Below are 16,046 nucleotides of genomic sequence, written 5' to 3'. Positions count from 1 at the left end.
GTCAGCGCACGTCGGCGTAGGTCGCCGCGGCGACGGCGCGCCGGGCCGTGCGCTCCACCTCGCGCAGCGCGGTGGACCTCTGGTCGATCTGCCAGAGGTTCACCGCTCCGCCGTCGTCCACCCGCGCGAGGTCGATGATGGACAGCAGCCGCCACGCCAGCTGGAGCACCCGCGCGCGCCGCCCCTCGAGGTCGGGGACGGGCCAGCCCGCCGTGGTGGAGTGGCGCACGCGCTCGATCGCGTCCGCGGCGTCGTCGCGCCAGCGGCCGACGTCCAGGGCGTCCAGGGCGTCGGTCGCCGTCATGAGACTGGTGCGCAGCTCCCGCTCGGCGTCCGTCAGGGAACCGGCCGTCGCGGCCAGCAGCGTCGACCAGGGTGGCACCGGGGTCACCTCCCACGTCACCAGGTGACCGGGCTCGAGCTCGCTGCCGAACAGCGTGATCCGTGGCACGACGGCCCACGAACCGGCGGACGTCGTGACCAGCACGCACTCGCCGGCCTCGGTGGCCGAGGCGGCCGACGGCGCCGGGACCCCGGAGGGGTCGCCCGGCGAGGGCAGGACGGCGCAGACCTCGCGCGGTCCCGCCGTGAACAGGGAGACCAGGTCCGCCAGCGCGCTCGCCTCCGGCAGCCCGACGACGGAGTGGGGCTCGTCGTCGTCCGTCACCGAACGCACCGCGAGACCGTGCGAGGCGCCGGTGGCCTGCAGCCACAGGGCCAGCACGACGCTGCGTGGCAGTGCGCTGATCTGGCTCATCACGTGCACGATAGACGCCGTGGCGTCCTGGGCGCGCGCCGGACCGATGCGTGAACGGGTGCCGTCGGCCCCGTCGGGCTCCGGTAGGGTCGGGCACCATGAGCGCGGTTCTCGACCTGCAGGGTGTCACCGTCCGTCGTGGACGGTCGACCATCGTCGAATCGATCGACTGGACGGTGTCGGAGGGGGAGCGCTGGATCGTCCTCGGTCCCAACGGGGCGGGCAAGACGACGCTCCTGAACATCCTCGCGGGACGCTCGTTCCCGTCGGACGGCACCGTCGACCTGCTGGGCGAGCGGCTCGGCAAGGTGAACGTCTTCGAGCTGCGTCCGCGCATCGGGTTCTCGTCGGCGGCGCTCGCGGACAACATCCCCGCCGGTGAGAGCGTCCTCGACGTCGTGCTCACGGCCGCGTACGGCGTGACGGGCCGGTGGCGCGAGGAGTACGAGCTCCTCGACGAGCAGCAGGCGCGCAACCTCCTGGCGGCGTTCGACGTCGCGGACCTCGCCGACCGGCACTACCGCACCCTGAGCGAGGGGGAGCGCAAGCGCGTCCAGATCGCCCGTGCACTCATGACCGACCCCGAGGTGCTGCTCCTGGACGAGCCCGCCGCGGGCCTGGACGTGGGCGGGCGCGAGGACCTGGTCGGCGCGCTGGCCGAGCTGGCGGGCGACCCCGCCTCGCCGGTCCTCGTGGTGGTCACCCACCACGTCGAGGAGATCCCGCCGGGCTTCACCCACCTGCTCCTGCTGGGTGACGGCAAGGTCGAGGCGGCCGGTCCGATCGAGGAGGTCCTCACCGCGGAGAACCTGTCGCGGGCGTTCGGCATCGACCTGCTCGTGGCCCACGGCGGCGGGCGGTGGCTCGCCCGCGCGGCACGTCCCTCCGCCCGCTGACGGACCGCGGAACGGCCGACGGGCGACGCCTGTGCGGCTGCCGGGCGGCATCTGGGTGACCGGGTGAGCGAGCGCAGCGCGCACGGCGGGACGGTATCCCCGAGGTGTGTTCTTTGGTAGTTTTTGACCGAAGAGCAGACGGCGTTGTCGAAGGGGGACCATGGACGGCTGGTTGTGGTGGATCGGCGGGGCTCTCGTCCTCGCCGTCATCGAGATGCTCACCCTCGACCTCGTCTTCATCATGCTCGCCGGCGGCGCTGTCGCCGGGGGTGTCACGGCCGCCGCGGGCGGTCCCGTCTGGCTCCAGATCGTCGTCGCCTGCGTCGTGGCCGTCCTCCTGCTGGCGGGGCTGCGCCCCTGGCTGCTGGCCAACCTGCGCCGGCGTGAGCCGCTGGTCGAGACCAACGCCGCCGCCCAGGTGGGTCGCCTCGCGGTCGTCCTCGCCGAGGTGACCGAGACCGGTGGCCGCGTGAAGTTGGCCGGCGAGGTCTGGTCGGCCCGGCTGCCGGACGACGGCGTCGTCAACAGCTCGGGCCGCGTACCCGTCGGCGCGGAGGTACGGGTCGTCGCGATCGACGGTGCCACGGCCGTGGTCCAGCCTGCGGCCGCTCCGGACACCACGACCACCGACGACGGCGGTCGCGTGGTCTGACGACCCGTCCGCCCCCTCCCGACCGACAACAGGAAGAGCACCTCGCTGTGGAACTGGAACCAGGAACGATCGTCCTCTGGATCGTCCTCATCGCCTTCGTCATCTTCGTGGTCACGGCCCTGTTCAAGATGGTGCGGGTCGTGCCGCAGGCCACCGCGCTCATCATCGAGCGGCTCGGCCGGTACCAGAAGACGTTCGACCCCGGCCTGCACTGGCTGGTCCCCTTCATCGACAAGGTGCGCGCCGGGGTGGACCTGCGCGAGCAGGTCGTCTCGTTCCCGCCGCAGCCCGTGATCACCTCGGACAACCTCGTGGTGAGCATCGACACCGTCATCTACTTCCAGGTGACCGAGCCCAAGTCCGCGGTCTACGAGATCGCGAACTACATCACCGGTATCGAGCAGCTCACCGTCACCACGCTGCGCAACGTGGTGGGTTCGATGGACCTCGAGCAGACGCTGACCAGCCGTGACCAGATCAACGGCCAGCTCCGCGGTGTGCTGGACGAGGCGACGGGCCGGTGGGGCGTACGCGTCAACCGGGTCGAGCTGAAGTCGATCGAGCCGCCGGCATCGGTGCAGGGCGCGATGGAGCAGCAGATGCGCGCCGAGCGGGACCGTCGCGCCACCATCCTCACGGCCGAGGGTGTCAAGCAGTCGCAGATCCTCACCGCCGAGGGTGAGAAGCAGTCCCAGATCCTGCGGGCCGAGGGCGACGCCCAGGCGGCGATCCTCACCGCCGAGGGCGAGGCGCGCGCGATCCTCCAGGTCTTCGGCGCCATCCACGAGGGCAACCCCGACCCCAAGCTGCTGGCCTACCAGTACCTGCAGATGCTGCCGCAGATTGCCAACGGCAACTCGTCCAAGCTGTGGGTCGTGCCCACGGAGTTCACCGCGGCCCTCGGCTCCATCGCGAAGGGCTTCGGCGGCACGCCGGGGACGCCGGGCATCCCGGCCGACCCGACCGACGACGACCCGAGCGACAGCACCGGCGCCCGGTCCGCGCTGGCGGAGGCGCTGCGGGGCTCGGGTCTGCAGGACCCGGGCGAGGCGCTCGCCGAGGCGCGTCGTCAGGCCGAGGCGGCCACTGCCGACGCCACGAGCTCGGGCACCCGTTCGGGCGCGCCGTTCAACCCGTCGGTCGAGCAGGGCCAGCGCCCGGCGGGGAGCAGCCGCCGGCGCCCCCGGCCACGCCGCAGCCGCGCACCTTCGGCGAGGACGACGTCCCGCCGGCTCCGCTGCAGCAGTAGGCGGGCGCGCCGTCGTCGCGCACCGCACCACGCGGGGATCTGAGTACGCGGGGATCTGAGTACGCGGGGATCCCGGTGCGCGGGATCTCGGCGCCTCACACGACGCAGGACGCTCAGCACGCAGGGCCGTCACCTCCGGTGGCGGCCCTGCGTCGTGCCCGCGCCGCCCCGGTCGTGCCCTCGCGGCCCGCGTCGGTGGCCCGACGTGCCCTCCGGTTGCGGAGTGAGTGCTCACTCACTTAGTGTGCGACCGTGCCCGTCGACATCGCGGCCCCCGGCCGCGCCGCGCCCCTGAGTCCCGACGACCGCCGCGCCGCGATCGTGGAGGCCGTGCTGCCGCTCGTCGCCGAGCGAGGCACCGAGGTGACCACGCGCCAGCTCGCCGACGCCGCCGGCGTGGCCGAGGGCACGCTCTTCCGTGCCTTCGGCGACAAGCCCTCGCTGGTCGGCGCCGTCGCGATGGAGGGTCTGCATCGCGCCTCGGGCCCGGACGAGACCCGCGCGGAGCTCGCCGCCATCGATCGGTCGCTGCCCCTGGAGGTGCGGCTCGCCGCCGTCATCGAGCTCGGCCGGCACCGGATGGCGGACGTGGTGCGCTGGATGACCGTCCTGCGCCACCTGCACCCGCACACCGGTCCGGGGGACCTCTCCGGTCCCGGCCAGACCCTGCGCGTGAAGCTCCTGCAGCAGCGGGACGAGCAGCGGGCGGCCACCATAGAAGGCCTCACCGACGTGCTCCGCCCGGACGCGGACCGCCTGCGGGTCCCGCTCGACGTCGCCGTCGCGCTCGTGGAGTCCGCGATCGCCGGCACCCACGGACGTATCGACCACCTGCTGCCCGCTCCCTCGGCGACCGTGGTGGCGGACGTCCTCGTCCACGGGCTGGCCGGCGACGCGCCGCCACCACCGACCGACGACCCGCGCCCCTGACCTGCGTACCTCGTCCCGACCCCGACCCCGACCCCGACCCGGCACCGAACCCGGACCGACACCGACCACCGCTCGAACCTCCCGGACCCTGACCCGGCACCCCGCAAGGAGCCCAAGATGCTCGTCTCCCTGGCGCGGAGATACCTGCGCCCCTACCACGTGCCCGTCGCGCTGCTGCTCGTGCTGCAGGTCGTCGCCACCCTCGGCTCGCTCTACCTGCCGTCCCTCAACGCCGACATCATCAACGACGGCGTCACCCAGGGCGACACCGCCTACGTCATGCGCGTCGGCGGCTGGATGCTCGCCGTCAGCCTCGTCCAGGTGGTGTGCGCCGTCGGAGCCGTGTTCCTGGGCGCGCGCGTGGCCACCGCGCTCGGGCGCGACCTGCGCCGGGACCTCTTCGACTCCGTGCAGGGCTTCTCCGCCCGCGAGATCGGCTCGTTCGGCGCCCCCACCCTCATCACCCGCACCACCAACGACGTGCAGCAGGTCATGATGGTGGTGCTCATGACCTTCACCATCCTGGTCGTGGCGCCGATCATGATGATCGGTGGGTTGTTCATGGCGCTGCGCGAGGACCCGTCGCTGTCGATGCTCCTGCTCGTCGTGGTGCCCGTGCTCGGTGTCGCCGTCGGGCTGCTGATGTGGCGCATGGTGCCGTACTTCCGCGACATGCAGCGACGCATCGACTCCGTCAACGGGGTGCTGCGCGAGCAGATCACCGGCCTGCGGGTCGTGCGCGCGTTCGTCCGTGAGCGCCGCGAGGCCGAACGCTTCGACGTCGCCAACACGCGCCTCTACGACGTCTCGCTCGGTGCCGGCAAGCTCATGGCCCTCGCCTTCCCCCTCGTCATGCTGATCATGAGCCTGTCCCAGGTCGCGGTGCTCTGGTTCGGGGCCGGGGAGGTCTCGGCCGGGGAGTTGCAGGTCGGGTCCCTCATCGCCTTCCTGTCCTACCTGATGTTCATCCTCATGGCCGTGATGATGTCGACCATGATGGTGATGATGATCCCGCGCGCCTCCGTGGCGGCGGGGCGCATCGACGAGGTCCTCCGGACCGAGACGTCCGTGGTGGAGCCCGCCGCGCCCGTCTCGCTCGTCGCCCTGTCCGACGGCGCCGGCCCGCGCGGACGCATCGAGCTGCGCTCGGTCGAGTTCGGCTACCCCGGAGCCGACGAACCCGTGCTGCACGACCTGTCGTTCGTCGCCGAACCGGGCAAGGTGACCGCCGTCGTCGGCTCCACCGGGTCCGGCAAGACGACCCTGCTGAACCTCGTGCCCCGCCTCTTCGACGCCACCGGTGGGCAGGTCCTCGTCGACGGCGTCGACGTGCGTGACCTGCGCACCGGCGACCTCGGCTCGCTCCTCGGGCTCGTGCCGCAGAAGGCCTTCCTCTTCTCCGGCACCGTGGCCGACAACCTGCGCTACGGCAAGGCGGACGCCACCGAGGCCGAGATGTGGGAGGCCCTGGAGGTGGCGCAGGCGCGCGAGTTCGTCGAGGCGCTCCCCGACGGGCTGCAGGCACCGGTCGCCCAGGGCGGCACCACCTTCTCCGGTGGACAGCGCCAACGGCTCGCGATCGCTCGCGCCGTCGTCCGCCGTCCGCGGGTGTACCTCTTCGACGACTCGTTCTCCGCCCTGGACTACGCCACGGACGCCCGGCTGCGTGCCGCCCTGCGACCGCGGACCGCGGACGCCGCCGTCATCGTCGTCGCCCAACGGGTGGCGACCATCCGCGACGCCGACCAGATCCTCGTCCTGGAGCACGGCCGGATCGTCGGACGCGGCACCCACGCCGAGCTGCTCGAGAACAACGAGACCTACGCCGAGATCGTCACGTCCCAGATGTCGCTGGAGGAAGCCGCATGAGCGCGCGCCAGGCCCCGCCCCGCCCCGCCGGACCCCGTCCGGGCGGCCCCGGCGGCGGCACGGGCATGCCCGTCGCCAAGCCGATGGACTTCGCGGGATCGCTCAAGCGGTTCGCCACGACCATGCGGCCCGAACGCGCCCGGGTGGTGGTCCTCACCCTGTGCGGGATCGTCTCCGTGGCGCTGACCGTCATCGGCCCGAAGATCCTCGGCCAGGCGACCGACGTCATCTTCACCGGGGCCGCCGGCATCATGCTCGGCGGGCTCCTCCCGCCGGGCACCACCGCCGAGCAGGCGATCGACGGCCTGCGCGCCGCGGGGGAGGTCGAGCAGGCCAACCTGCTCAGCACCCTCGACGGGCTCGTGCCGGGCCAGGGCGTCGACACCGGCCAGCTCGCGCAGGTGCTCGGCCTCGCCGTGGCCGTGTACCTCGGGGCCTTCCTGTTCGGGTGGCTGCAGTCGCGGATCATGACCATCGCCGTGCAGAACACCGTGCGGCGCCTGCGCGACGACGTCGAGGAGAAGCTGCACCGCATCCCCCTCAGCCACGTCGACAAGCAGGCGCGAGGAGACATCCTCTCCCGCGTCACCAACGACATCGACAACGTCGCCCAGAGCACCACCCAGACCCTCGCCCAGCTCATCACCTCTCTGCTGACCGTCGTGGGCGTGCTCGGGATGATGTTCTGGATCTCCTGGGTGCTCGCCCTCGTGGCCCTGGTGACCGTGCCGCTGTCGATCATCGTCACGATGGCGATCGCCAAGCGCTCCCAGCCCCAGTTCGTCGCCCAGTGGGCGGCCACCGGACGGCTCAACGCGCACGTCGAGGAGATGTTCACCGGGCACGCCCTGGTGAAGGTCTACGGACGCCAGGCCGACGCCGCCGAGACGTTCGCACGCGAGAACGACGCCCTCTACGACGCCTCCCGGCGCTCGCAGTTCATCTCGGGCACCATCCAGCCCTCGATGGGGTTCCTCGCGAACCTCAACTACGTGCTGGTCGCCGTCATCGGTGGCCTGCGCGTGGCGTCGGGGCAGATGTCCATCGGTGACGTGCAGGCGTTCATCCAGTACTCGCGCCAGTTCACCCAGCCGCTGACGCAGATCGCCTCGATGATGAACCTGCTGCAGTCCGGCGTGGCCTCCGCCGAGCGCGTGTTCGAGCTGCTCGACGCTCCCGAGCAGGAGCCGGACCCCGTGCCGGGGCGCCGGCCCGAGCACACCGACGGTCGCGTGGAGTTCGCCGACGTGTCGTTCTCCTACGTCGCCGACGAGCCGCTGATCGAGCACCTGGACCTCGTCGCCCAGCCCGGTCAGACCATCGCGATCGTCGGCCCGACAGGGGCGGGCAAGACCACGCTGGTGAACCTGCTCATGCGCTTCTACGAGATCGACGGCGGGCGGATCCTGCTCGACGGGCTGGACACCCGGGAGATGACGCGGGACGCGCTGCGCTCGCGCATCGGCATGGTCCTGCAGGACACCTGGTTGTTCGAGGGCACCATCGCCGAGAACCTGCGCTACGGCGTGCCCGACGGCGTCGTGGTGAGCGACGAGCAGTTCCTCGCCGCGACCCGCGCGACGTCGGTGGACCCGTTCGTCCGCACCCTCCCGGACGGCTACGACACGATGCTCGACGACGGCGCCGAGGCGCTGTCCGCCGGGGAGAAGCAGCTCCTGACGATCGCCCGGGCGTTCCTCGCCGACCCGGACATCCTCGTCCTGGACGAGGCGACCAGCTCCGTGGACACCCGCACGGAGGTGCTCGTCCAGGAGGCGATGAACGCCCTGCGCTCGGGGCGCACGTCCTTCGTCATCGCGCACCGGCTCTCCACGATCCGCGACGCGGACGTCATCGTGGTGATGGAACAGGGGCGGATCGTCGAGCAGGGCGACCACGAGACGCTCCTCGCGGCGGGCGGCGCCTACGCCCGTCTCTACGCGAGCCAGTTCGCGGCACCGATCCAGGACCCGGACGACCAGCCCGTGGGTGCGTGAGCGACGTGGTGCGTGCCACAGTGTCCCGGTGAACGCGCACCCGCCCCACCACGCCGCGGTCCCGGCCGAGAGAGTACCCGGGCCGGTGCGGGACGCGGGCGGTCGTCGCAGCGTCACGGTCGGCGTCCTCGTCGGCCTGGCCGCGGTCCTGCTCCTTCTCGCCGTGGGCATGGTGGCCACGCAGGTGCCCGGGCTCGGGCAGGCCGGGGCGTACGTGTCGGCGTGGGCGGTGTGGGTGGTGGTCGCCGGGTTCGCCGTGGCCGCGGCGGGCAGCGTCGCGCTGCTGCGTCGCGGCACTCTCACCCGGCTGGCCGTCACGGCGGTGGGGCTCGTCGTCGTGGCGATCTCCTTCACGGTGCTCACCCAGCAGCTGCGGGTCGCCCAGGAGCACGGGGTCGGCGTGCGCATCGCCGAGCTGTTCCGCGTCGGCCGGGGCGACGTCGCCCCCGACCAGGACGACACCTACGGCGACCACGACGGCGAGGCCCAGGGGATGTCGATCTGGCTGCCCGACGGTGCGGACCGGGGGTCGCAGGACGGTGCACCGGTGGTCGTCCTCGTGCACGGTGGTGGCTGGGTGGCGGGGGAGCGGTCCCAGACGACGACGGCGTCGCACGCGGCCTGGTTCGCGTCCCAGGGCTACCTGGCCCTCAGCGTCGACTACCCGCTGTCGACCACGACGGAGCACCGCTGGGACGTCGTCGAGCCGCAGGTGGCGTGCGCACTGGCGTGGGCCGGCGCGCACGCCGCCGACCACGGCGGAGACGCGAGCCACGTCTTCCTCGTGGGCGACTCGGCGGGCGGGAACATCGCGCTCGACGTCGCCTACCGGACGGCGTCGGGCACGCTGGAGGCGGCGTGCGGCGGCGAGGTGCCCCCGGTGGCGGCCGTGAGCACCCTCTACCCGGTGGCCAACCCGATCGACTTCCACGACAACCCCGACCTCCTGCTCGGCGACCGGTCCCGCTCCATGATCGAGCGGTACACGGGCGGCACCCCCGACGAGGTCCCGGAACGCTATGCGGCGGTCTGGCCGGCGGAGCACGTCAGCGCCGCCGCGCCGCCGACCCTGATGGTGCTCGGGACGGCCGACCACATGGTCCCCACCACCGGCGCGGACGACCTCGTGGACGTGCTGCGCGCCAACGCGGTGACCCACGACCTGGTGCGGATCCCGCACGGTGAGCACGTCTTCGACGCCGCACCGGGAGGGGTGGGCACCCAGGTCTGGCGCGAGCTGACGCTGCGGCTCTTCACCGCGGCCGGCTGAGAGAATCCCCGGATGAGTCCTTCGTCCGTCGTTCGCGTGACCGACCCCACCGACCCGCGCCTGCACGACTACACCGGCCTGACCGACATGAAGCTGCGTGCCGTCCGGGAGCCCGCGGAGGGGCTGTTCATGGCGGAGTCGTCGAACGTGATCCGCCGTGCGCTGGAGGCCGGTCACCGGCCGCGCTCGTTCCTCATGGCGGAACGATGGCTCGAGTCGATGGCGGAGGCGCTGGCCGCGCACCCCGACGCCCCGGTCTTCGTGGCCGACGAGGTGGTCCTGCAGCAGATCACCGGGTTCCACCTGCACCGTGGTGCGCTGGCCGCGATGCACCGCCCGCAGGCGGCGGACGTCCACGAGCTGCTGGCGGGCGCCCGGGACGGGGCCGGCGCGCGGCGGGTCGCCGTGCTGGAGGACCTCGTCGACCACACCAACATCGGGGCGGTCTTCCGGTCCGCCGCGGCGCTGGGGGTCGACGCGGTGCTGGTCACGCCGCGGTGCGCGGACCCCCTCTACCGGCGCAGCGTGCGGGTCTCCATGGGCACGGTCTTCCAGGTGCCGTGGACCCGGATCGACGACTGGCCGCGGGCCGCCGCGCCGACGGGCCGCACCGGCGGGGTGGACCTGCTGCGCGAGCTCGGGTTCACGGTGGCGGCGCTCGCGCTGAGCGACGACGCCGTGAGCCTCGACGACCTCGCCGCCGACCCGCCCGAACGTCTCGCCCTGGTGCTGGGCACGGAGGGCGACGGGTTGAAGCCCCGCACCGTGGCCGCCGCCGACGTCGTGGTGAAGATCCCCATGGCCGGCCAGGTCGACTCGCTCAACGTGGCCGCGGCGTCGGCCGTGGCCTTCTGGGCGACGCGGACGGCGTGACCCGGACGCGCGATCAGGCGCGGACGCGGATCCAGGAGCACCCGTGCGCCGACACGACGGTCCCGCCGGGCCGTTCGACCACCACGACCAGCACGCCGGCGCACCTGGAGCACCGCACGACGGTTCCCATCGCGGAGCGGAAGACGGAGGCTGTCGCGAGGACGGCGGCGACGCCGCACCCGGAGCAGCAGGCGACCGCGAGGGTGGCGTCGCCCGTCAGCACGGCGGACAGAGGGCCGGCCGCGGCGTTCCCGTCGAGCGGGGCGGGTCCTGGTGCGGGAGTCATCGTGCTGTCCCTCCGAAGCGTTCCGTGCGTATCCGCGCCGCCGGGTGGCCGAGCCCGGTGAGCAGGGACGAGGCGTGCTCGACGAAGCCGGTGGGTCCGCACACGAACACGTCGGGTGCGTCGTCCGGCCCGAATCCGGGGGCGGCGAGGTCGGCGGCCGCCAGGCGTCCGGCCGGTCGGGCGCCCGCGGCCTCGCGGGTGAGGACCCGGTGCACCGTGACGCCGTCGCCAGGAGCCGCGAGCTCGTCGGAGAACATCACGTCGGCCGCGGTGCGAACGGACAGCACCAGCCGGAACGGGGCGGCGACGTCGGCGGCCGCCCGGGCGCGCAGCATCGCGACGAGCGGCACGACGCCCGATCCGCCTGCGACGAGGAGCACCGGCGCAGGGGAGGCCGGGTCCCAGACGAAGTGGCCGCCGAGCGGCCCGCGGACCTCCATCGCGTCTCCCGGGCGCGCGACCTCGACGAGATACGGCGAGACCTCGCCGTCAGGCACGACCGCGACGGCGAGCTCGACCCGTTCGTCCTGTCCGGTCGCCGCCAGGGAGTAGGACCGCGACGCCTGGTATCCGTCGGGTGCGGTGAGCCGGACGTCGACGTGCTGGCCGGGCCGTGCCCCGGAGAAGCCCGGGACGGCCAGCACGAGGGTGCGCGACGCGGGGGTGAGGTCCTTGGTTCCCACGACCGTGCCCACGTGCCAGGGGGTCATGCGTACCGCTGCTCGAGCCAGGGGTCCCCGTACGCGTGGTACCCGTTGACCTCCCAGAACCCGAGGTCCTCCTGGACCGTCAGCTCGAGCTCGCGCACCCACTTCGCGCTCTTCCAGAAGTACAGGTGCGGCACGAGGAGCCGGGCCGGACCGCCGTGCACGGGGTCCAGGGGCTCGCCCTCGAACTCGTAGGCGATCCACGCCCGGCCGTCGGTGAGGTCCTCCAGCGGTACGTTCGTCGTGTACCCGCCGAAGGAGTGCGCCACGACGAAGTCGGCGGACGTCTCGACGTCGCCCAGCAGCGTGTCGACGGACACGCCGCGCCACGTCGTGCCGAGCTTGGACCAGTGCGTCACGCAGTGGATGTCGGTGGTGACGTCCTCGGCGGGCAGCGCCGTCAGCCCGGCCCAGTCCCAGTGGTGGACGACGCCCGTCTCGGTGCGGACCTCGAGCGTCCAGCTCGTCTCGTCGACGTTCGGGGTCGGCCCGGTGGAGAGGACGGGGAAGTCCTCGGTGACGTACTGGCCGGGCGGGACGTGCGGGTCCGCCTGGCGGCGTCCGCCGAAACCGCGTGTGACGATCCCCATCGCGCACCCCTGTCCGTCGTGGTGCTCCGATCAGATCAGGTAGCCCGCGGGGTCGCCAGCGCAAGGGCGTCGGACCTGGCCTCGTCGTGCCCGGCCGGCGACGCGGGCAGCGCACAGACGTCGCCCTCGCACAGGGCTGCCGTGTCACCGACGAGGGTGAACGGTGACCGGGCGCCGTCCCCCGATGCCGCGGCCCGGCCGTCGAGCGGGGCGCTCACGCGGCGTCCTCCTCGCCGGCCGCCTGGGCGAGCGCCTGGGCGAACACCTCCGGGGGCTGCGCGCCGGAGACGGCGAGCCGGGCGTCGAGGACGAAGAACGGCACGCCACGGATCCCGTACGCCGCCGCCCGGGCCACGTCCTGGGCGACGTCGTCGGCGTACGCACCGGAGTCGAGGGCCTCACGCACGACGTCGGGGTCGAGCCCGACCTCGCCGGCGATCTCGACGAGCTCCTCGGTGCGCCCCACGTGGCGACCGTCGGCGAAGTAGGCGGCCATGAGCCGCTCCTTCATCTCGCCCTGCCTGCCGTGCGCCTTGGCCAGATGAAGCAGCCGGTGGGCGGCCAGCGTGTTGGCCGGGTGGACGGCGTCGTAGTCGAAGTCGAGACCGACCTGCTCGGCGAGGCCGGCGGTCCGGGCCTCCATGCCGCGGGCCTCCTCGACGCCGACGCCCATCTTGGCGGCGAGCATCTCGGCGTGGCTGCCGGCGGCGTCGTCGGGCATGTCGGGGGAGAGCTGGAACGAGCGGTAGGTGACCTCGACGTCGAGGTCGCTCGCGGCGACGGCCGACTCGAAGTTGCGCTTGCCGATGTAGCAGAACGGGCAGGCGATGTCGGACCAGATGTCGACGTGGACGGTAGTCATGATCGTGCCAACCCGGCCTCGGGGGCCGGTGTTCCGCCGTCGGCGGAGGCTCTGCTGTGAGCCGGGTCACGGTGCTTGCGAACCACCCGGCAGGGAAGGTTAGGCTGGCCTGCATGAGTGTGACCGCGACCCGGACCACGACGCCCTTCCGCATGTTCGACGTGCAGGTCCGGCGCGTGGTGCGACTGTGCCCCTCGTTCGTGCGGGTCACGTTCACCGGCGCCGACCTCGACCAGTTCGCCGACAACGGCCGCGACCAGCGCATCAAGTTCCTGCTCCCCGCCCCGTGCGGTGGCTGGGAGTACCTGGACCGGCAGAACCCGGACTGGTACACCGCCTGGCGCGAGCTGCCGGAGGAGCGTCGCAACCCGCTGCGCACCTACACGGTGCGGTCCGTGCGCCACGACCTGCGCGAGGTCGACGTCGACATCGTGCTCCACGGCGACACCGGGCCGGCCTCGCGGTGGGCGAACGGCGCGAAGCCGGGCAGCCCGCTGGTCATCCTCGGCCCGAACGCCGCGCACGAGGGTCCGCACCGTGGGCTGGAGTTCGCCCCGCCCGCCACCAGCCACGCGCTGCTCCTGGCAGGCGACGAGACCGCCGTGCCGGCGATCGCCTCCATCTGCGAGAGCCTGCCCGCGGACGCCGTCGGCGAGGTGTTCCTCGAGGTGCCGCACCGCGAGGACCGCTGGACGCTCGCCGCACCCGCCGGGGTGCGCATCACCTGGCTGGCCCGTGAGGACCGCGAGCACGGGGACCTGCTGGTCCCCGCGGTCCAGGACGCCGCCGACCGCATGCTCGCGCTGGGCGTGCGCGCGTCGGCGCAGGACTCCGCCGTGGCGGTCGACCCGCTGCCCGAGCTCGCCGACGTCGACATCGACACGGAGACCCTCTGGGAGGTGCCGGTCGACGTGGACGGGCGCCCCCTGGTCCAGGACGCCGTGCTGTACGCGTGGCTCGCCGGCGAGGCCGGCGTCATCAAGACGCTGCGCCGTCACCTCGTGACGCACCGCGGCGTCGACCGCAAGGCCGTGGCCTTCATGGGCTACTGGCGCCGCGGCCGCTCGGAGTGCTGAGGCACCTCAGACGCGGTCGACGCCCAGGCCCTCGACCACCTCGACCCCGGGCATCGCGCAGAGCAGCGGTCCCGGCATCAGCAGCTTGGACCGCCGCAGCCCGGACCCCATGAGGGCCAGGCTGCCCGGCGCGGCGAAGCGGGCGTCGACGAGCACCCGCCAGTCGGCGGGCAGCCCGACGGGCGTGATGCCGCCGTACTGCATGCCCGACTCCGTGGTGGCGCGGTCCGTCGGCAGGAACGACGCCTTGCGGGCGTCGAGCATCCTGCGCACCAGGGAGTTGACGTCGGCCTGGGTCGTGGCCGGGACCACGCAGGCGGCCACCCGCTCGGCCTGGCCGCGGCGGCCGGCGACGAGCACGCAGTTCGCCGAGGCTGCCGCCGGTAGCCCGTGCACCTCGTTGAGGGTCGCGGTGTCCGCGTGGTCGGGGTCGATCTCGGCGACGGCGATGCTCGTCGTGGCACGCTCGTCGACCCCGGACCAGGCCGTCAGCGCGGCCGCGACCGGGTCGGCGAGCAGGTCGGACCGCCCGAGCGCCGGCTCCCACGCGAGGTCGCCGAGGGTGGGCAGCAGCGGTGCGGCGGCGTCGTTCACCGCTGGTACGTCCCGGTGAGCGTGGCGCGGGCCAGGGTGTGGAAGTAGACGTTGAACGCCGCGTGCACGTTCGTGTTGTCGGTGGTCAGGTCCAGGGACTCCACGTCGAGCGCGTGCACGGCGAACACGTACCGGTGGGCGTGGTCGCCCGGGGGCGGACCCGCACCCTCGAAGCCGACCTGACCGCCGTCGGAGGCGAGCTGGAAGGCGCCGGCGGGCAGGCCGGAGCCGTCGGCGGCGCCTGCGCCTCGCTCCAGGTGGTCCACGGAGGCGGGCAGGTCGAGCACGTGCCAGTGCCAGTACCCGGACGGCGTGGGCGCGTCGGGGTCGAAGCAGCTCACGACGAACGACCGGGTCGCCTCCGGGTAGCCGGACCAGGCGAGCGCCGGCGACGTGTTCCCGCCGTCGACGGCGTGGTCGGCGCTCATCGGCTCCCCCGCGGTGACGTCGGGGCTCGTCAGGGTGAACGTCGCGGGGACCGGGAGCAGGGAGTACGGGTCGGGGGGCAGCGGTCGCGTGAAGTCCATGCCCCCACTCTGTCGCGGACGGCGACGTCGGGCAACGGCGAGGGGTGAGACGGCGTCCGCGACGGGACCGCGGCGCGGGTCGGACGGCCGGTGCTAGGGTGAGAAGAACAAACCGACCATCCGGTACGTCGTCACGACGGGCCGGCTCGACGACGTGCGGGGGACAGGTGCGCAGGTTCGAGGACAGGGTTGCGGTGATCACCGGCGGGAGCCGAGGGATCGGCCTCGCGATCGCCCGGCGGATCGTGGACGAGGGCGGCCGGGTGGTCGTCACGGGACGCAACGCCGACGCGCTCGCCGAGGCCGTCGACACGCTCGGGCCCGAGCAGGCCCTGGGCGTGGCCGGACGGGCGGACGACGCCGAGCACCGGGCCGCGGTGCTGAGCGCCACCGCGGAGCGCTTCGGCCGGATCGACCACCTGGTGAACAACGCGGGCATCAACCCCGCCTGGGGGCCGGCGCTCGAGGTCGAGCCGTCGATGATCCGCAAGATCATCGACGTCAACCTCGTCGCCGCACTGGAGTGGACGCGCGACGCCGTGGCCGCGGGCCTGAGCAGCTCCGTGGTGAACCTCGCCTCCGTCGCGGGGACCACCGCCAGCCCGCACATCGCCTTCTACGGGGTGTCCAAGGCCGCGCTCATCAACCTCACCGTCCAGCTCGCCCACGAGCTCGCGCCCGCCTTGCGCGTCAACGCGGTCGCGCCCGCCGTGGTCAAGACGCGCTTCGCCGAGGCGCTGTACGCCGACGACGAGGCCGCGGCCGCCGCCGGATACCCCCTGCGCCGCCTCGGCGAGCCGGCCGACGTCGCCGGGCCGGTGGCCTTCCTGCTGTCGGACGACGCCGCCTGGGTGACGGGGCAGACACTCCGGATCGACGGTGGCGCGTCGATCGCGCCCGTCGGGTGAAGG

The 16,046-nt window shown here is 73.1% G+C and carries 17 protein-coding genes and 1 pseudogene; 10 read left to right on the top strand and 8 right to left on the bottom strand.

What is annotated here, in order from left to right:
- Position 1 precedes the first annotated feature (1 nt).
- A complete protein-coding gene (locus tag ACNHYB_RS04010; RefSeq protein WP_418277088.1) occupies positions 2 to 757 on the bottom strand; it encodes a hypothetical protein in 756 nt (251 codons plus the stop codon).
- Positions 758 to 855: 98 nt separating this feature from the next.
- Here ACNHYB_RS04010 and ACNHYB_RS04005 point away from each other — a divergent pair, with 98 nt between their 5' ends.
- The 8 genes and pseudogenes from ACNHYB_RS04005 to ACNHYB_RS03970 all read left to right on the top strand — a co-directional run bounded on the left by ACNHYB_RS04005 (position 856) and on the right by ACNHYB_RS03970 (position 10,493).
- Positions 856 to 1,653, top strand: coding sequence for an ABC transporter ATP-binding protein (locus ACNHYB_RS04005; protein WP_418277087.1), 798 nt, complete (start codon positions 856 to 858; stop codon positions 1,651 to 1,653).
- Between the two features lie 160 nt (positions 1,654 to 1,813).
- Entirely contained in the window at positions 1,814 to 2,305 is a 492-nt protein-coding gene (locus ACNHYB_RS04000) for an NfeD family protein (protein ID WP_418277086.1), read from the top strand.
- 128 nt (positions 2,306 to 2,433) lie between these two features.
- Positions 2,434 to 3,554, top strand: a pseudogene (locus tag ACNHYB_RS03995) (SPFH domain-containing protein).
- 252 nt (positions 3,555 to 3,806) lie between these two features.
- Entirely contained in the window at positions 3,807 to 4,484 is a 678-nt protein-coding gene (locus tag ACNHYB_RS03990) for a TetR/AcrR family transcriptional regulator (RefSeq protein ID WP_418277085.1), read from the top strand.
- A gap of 117 nt (positions 4,485 to 4,601) precedes the next feature.
- Positions 4,602 to 6,353 (top strand): ABC transporter ATP-binding protein, encoded by a 1,752-nt coding sequence (locus ACNHYB_RS03985; protein WP_418277084.1) that lies wholly within the window; start codon positions 4,602 to 4,604, stop codon positions 6,351 to 6,353.
- Positions 6,350 to 8,350 (top strand): ABC transporter ATP-binding protein, encoded by a 2,001-nt coding sequence (locus ACNHYB_RS03980; RefSeq protein ID WP_418277083.1) that lies wholly within the window; start codon positions 6,350 to 6,352, stop codon positions 8,348 to 8,350. The genes ACNHYB_RS03985 and ACNHYB_RS03980 overlap by 4 nt, the downstream gene beginning before the upstream one ends.
- 28 nt (positions 8,351 to 8,378) lie before the next feature.
- On the top strand, positions 8,379 to 9,620 hold the full coding sequence (locus ACNHYB_RS03975) for an alpha/beta hydrolase (protein ID WP_418277082.1): 1,242 nt from the start codon (positions 8,379 to 8,381) through the stop codon (positions 9,618 to 9,620).
- Between the two features lie 12 nt (positions 9,621 to 9,632).
- Positions 9,633 to 10,493 carry a TrmH family RNA methyltransferase gene (locus tag ACNHYB_RS03970; protein WP_418277081.1) on the top strand — a complete coding sequence of 287 codons (861 nt, stop codon included), beginning with the start codon at positions 9,633 to 9,635 and terminating at the stop codon, positions 10,491 to 10,493.
- A 13-nt stretch (positions 10,494 to 10,506) separates the two neighbouring features.
- On the opposite strand, the gene ACNHYB_RS03965 is transcribed toward ACNHYB_RS03970, so the two are convergent.
- Genes ACNHYB_RS03965 through ACNHYB_RS03945 form a run of 5 tightly spaced genes read right to left on the bottom strand, consistent with a single transcriptional unit; the run spans position 10,507 to position 12,938 of the window.
- Positions 10,507 to 10,779, bottom strand: a complete 273-nt coding sequence (locus tag ACNHYB_RS03965; RefSeq protein WP_418277080.1) for a DUF6510 family protein — start codon at positions 10,777 to 10,779, stop codon at positions 10,507 to 10,509.
- Positions 10,776 to 11,489: an FAD-binding oxidoreductase gene (locus ACNHYB_RS03960; RefSeq protein ID WP_418277079.1), complete on the bottom strand. Its 714-nt coding sequence runs from the start codon at positions 11,487 to 11,489 to the stop codon at positions 10,776 to 10,778. Before ACNHYB_RS03960 ends, ACNHYB_RS03965 begins: the two co-directional genes overlap by 4 nt.
- Entirely contained in the window at positions 11,486 to 12,076 is a 591-nt protein-coding gene (locus tag ACNHYB_RS03955) for a molybdopterin-dependent oxidoreductase (RefSeq protein ID WP_418277078.1), read from the bottom strand. The genes ACNHYB_RS03960 and ACNHYB_RS03955 overlap by 4 nt, the downstream gene beginning before the upstream one ends.
- 35 nt (positions 12,077 to 12,111) lie before the next feature.
- Entirely contained in the window at positions 12,112 to 12,294 is a 183-nt protein-coding gene (locus tag ACNHYB_RS03950; RefSeq protein WP_418277077.1) for a hypothetical protein, read from the bottom strand.
- Positions 12,291 to 12,938 carry a DsbA family oxidoreductase gene (locus ACNHYB_RS03945; RefSeq protein WP_418277076.1) on the bottom strand — a complete coding sequence of 216 codons (648 nt, stop codon included), beginning with the start codon at positions 12,936 to 12,938 and terminating at the stop codon, positions 12,291 to 12,293. Before ACNHYB_RS03945 ends, ACNHYB_RS03950 begins: the two co-directional genes overlap by 4 nt.
- A 113-nt stretch (positions 12,939 to 13,051) precedes the next feature.
- On the opposite strand from ACNHYB_RS03945, the gene ACNHYB_RS03940 reads away from it, so the two are divergent.
- Positions 13,052 to 14,014, top strand: coding sequence for a siderophore-interacting protein (locus ACNHYB_RS03940; protein ID WP_418277075.1), 963 nt, complete (start codon positions 13,052 to 13,054; stop codon positions 14,012 to 14,014).
- Positions 14,015 to 14,020: 6 nt separating this feature from the next.
- Here the strand turns inward: ACNHYB_RS03940 and ACNHYB_RS03935 are convergent, their stop codons facing one another.
- Positions 14,021 to 14,608, bottom strand: coding sequence for a YbaK/EbsC family protein (locus ACNHYB_RS03935; RefSeq protein ID WP_418277074.1), 588 nt, complete (start codon positions 14,606 to 14,608; stop codon positions 14,021 to 14,023).
- Complete coding sequence (locus ACNHYB_RS03930; RefSeq protein WP_418277073.1) at positions 14,605 to 15,135, bottom strand: YbhB/YbcL family Raf kinase inhibitor-like protein; 531 nt, start codon at positions 15,133 to 15,135, stop codon at positions 14,605 to 14,607. Before ACNHYB_RS03930 ends, ACNHYB_RS03935 begins: the two co-directional genes overlap by 4 nt.
- A 167-nt stretch (positions 15,136 to 15,302) precedes the next feature.
- On the opposite strand from ACNHYB_RS03930, the gene ACNHYB_RS03925 reads away from it, so the two are divergent.
- The gene (locus ACNHYB_RS03925; RefSeq protein WP_418277072.1) at positions 15,303 to 16,043 is read left to right on the top strand and encodes an SDR family oxidoreductase; all 741 of its coding nucleotides are present in this window, start codon (positions 15,303 to 15,305) and stop codon (positions 16,041 to 16,043) included.
- Positions 16,044 to 16,046: the final 3 nt, after the last annotated feature.

This window comes from Isoptericola jiangsuensis (genome assembly GCF_048320105.1).
GTDB classification, from domain to species: Bacteria; Actinomycetota; Actinomycetes; order Actinomycetales; family Cellulomonadaceae; genus Isoptericola; species Isoptericola jiangsuensis_A.
Note: the sequence above shows the minus strand (reverse complement) of the source record. Positions and strands in the feature narration are given on the sequence as shown.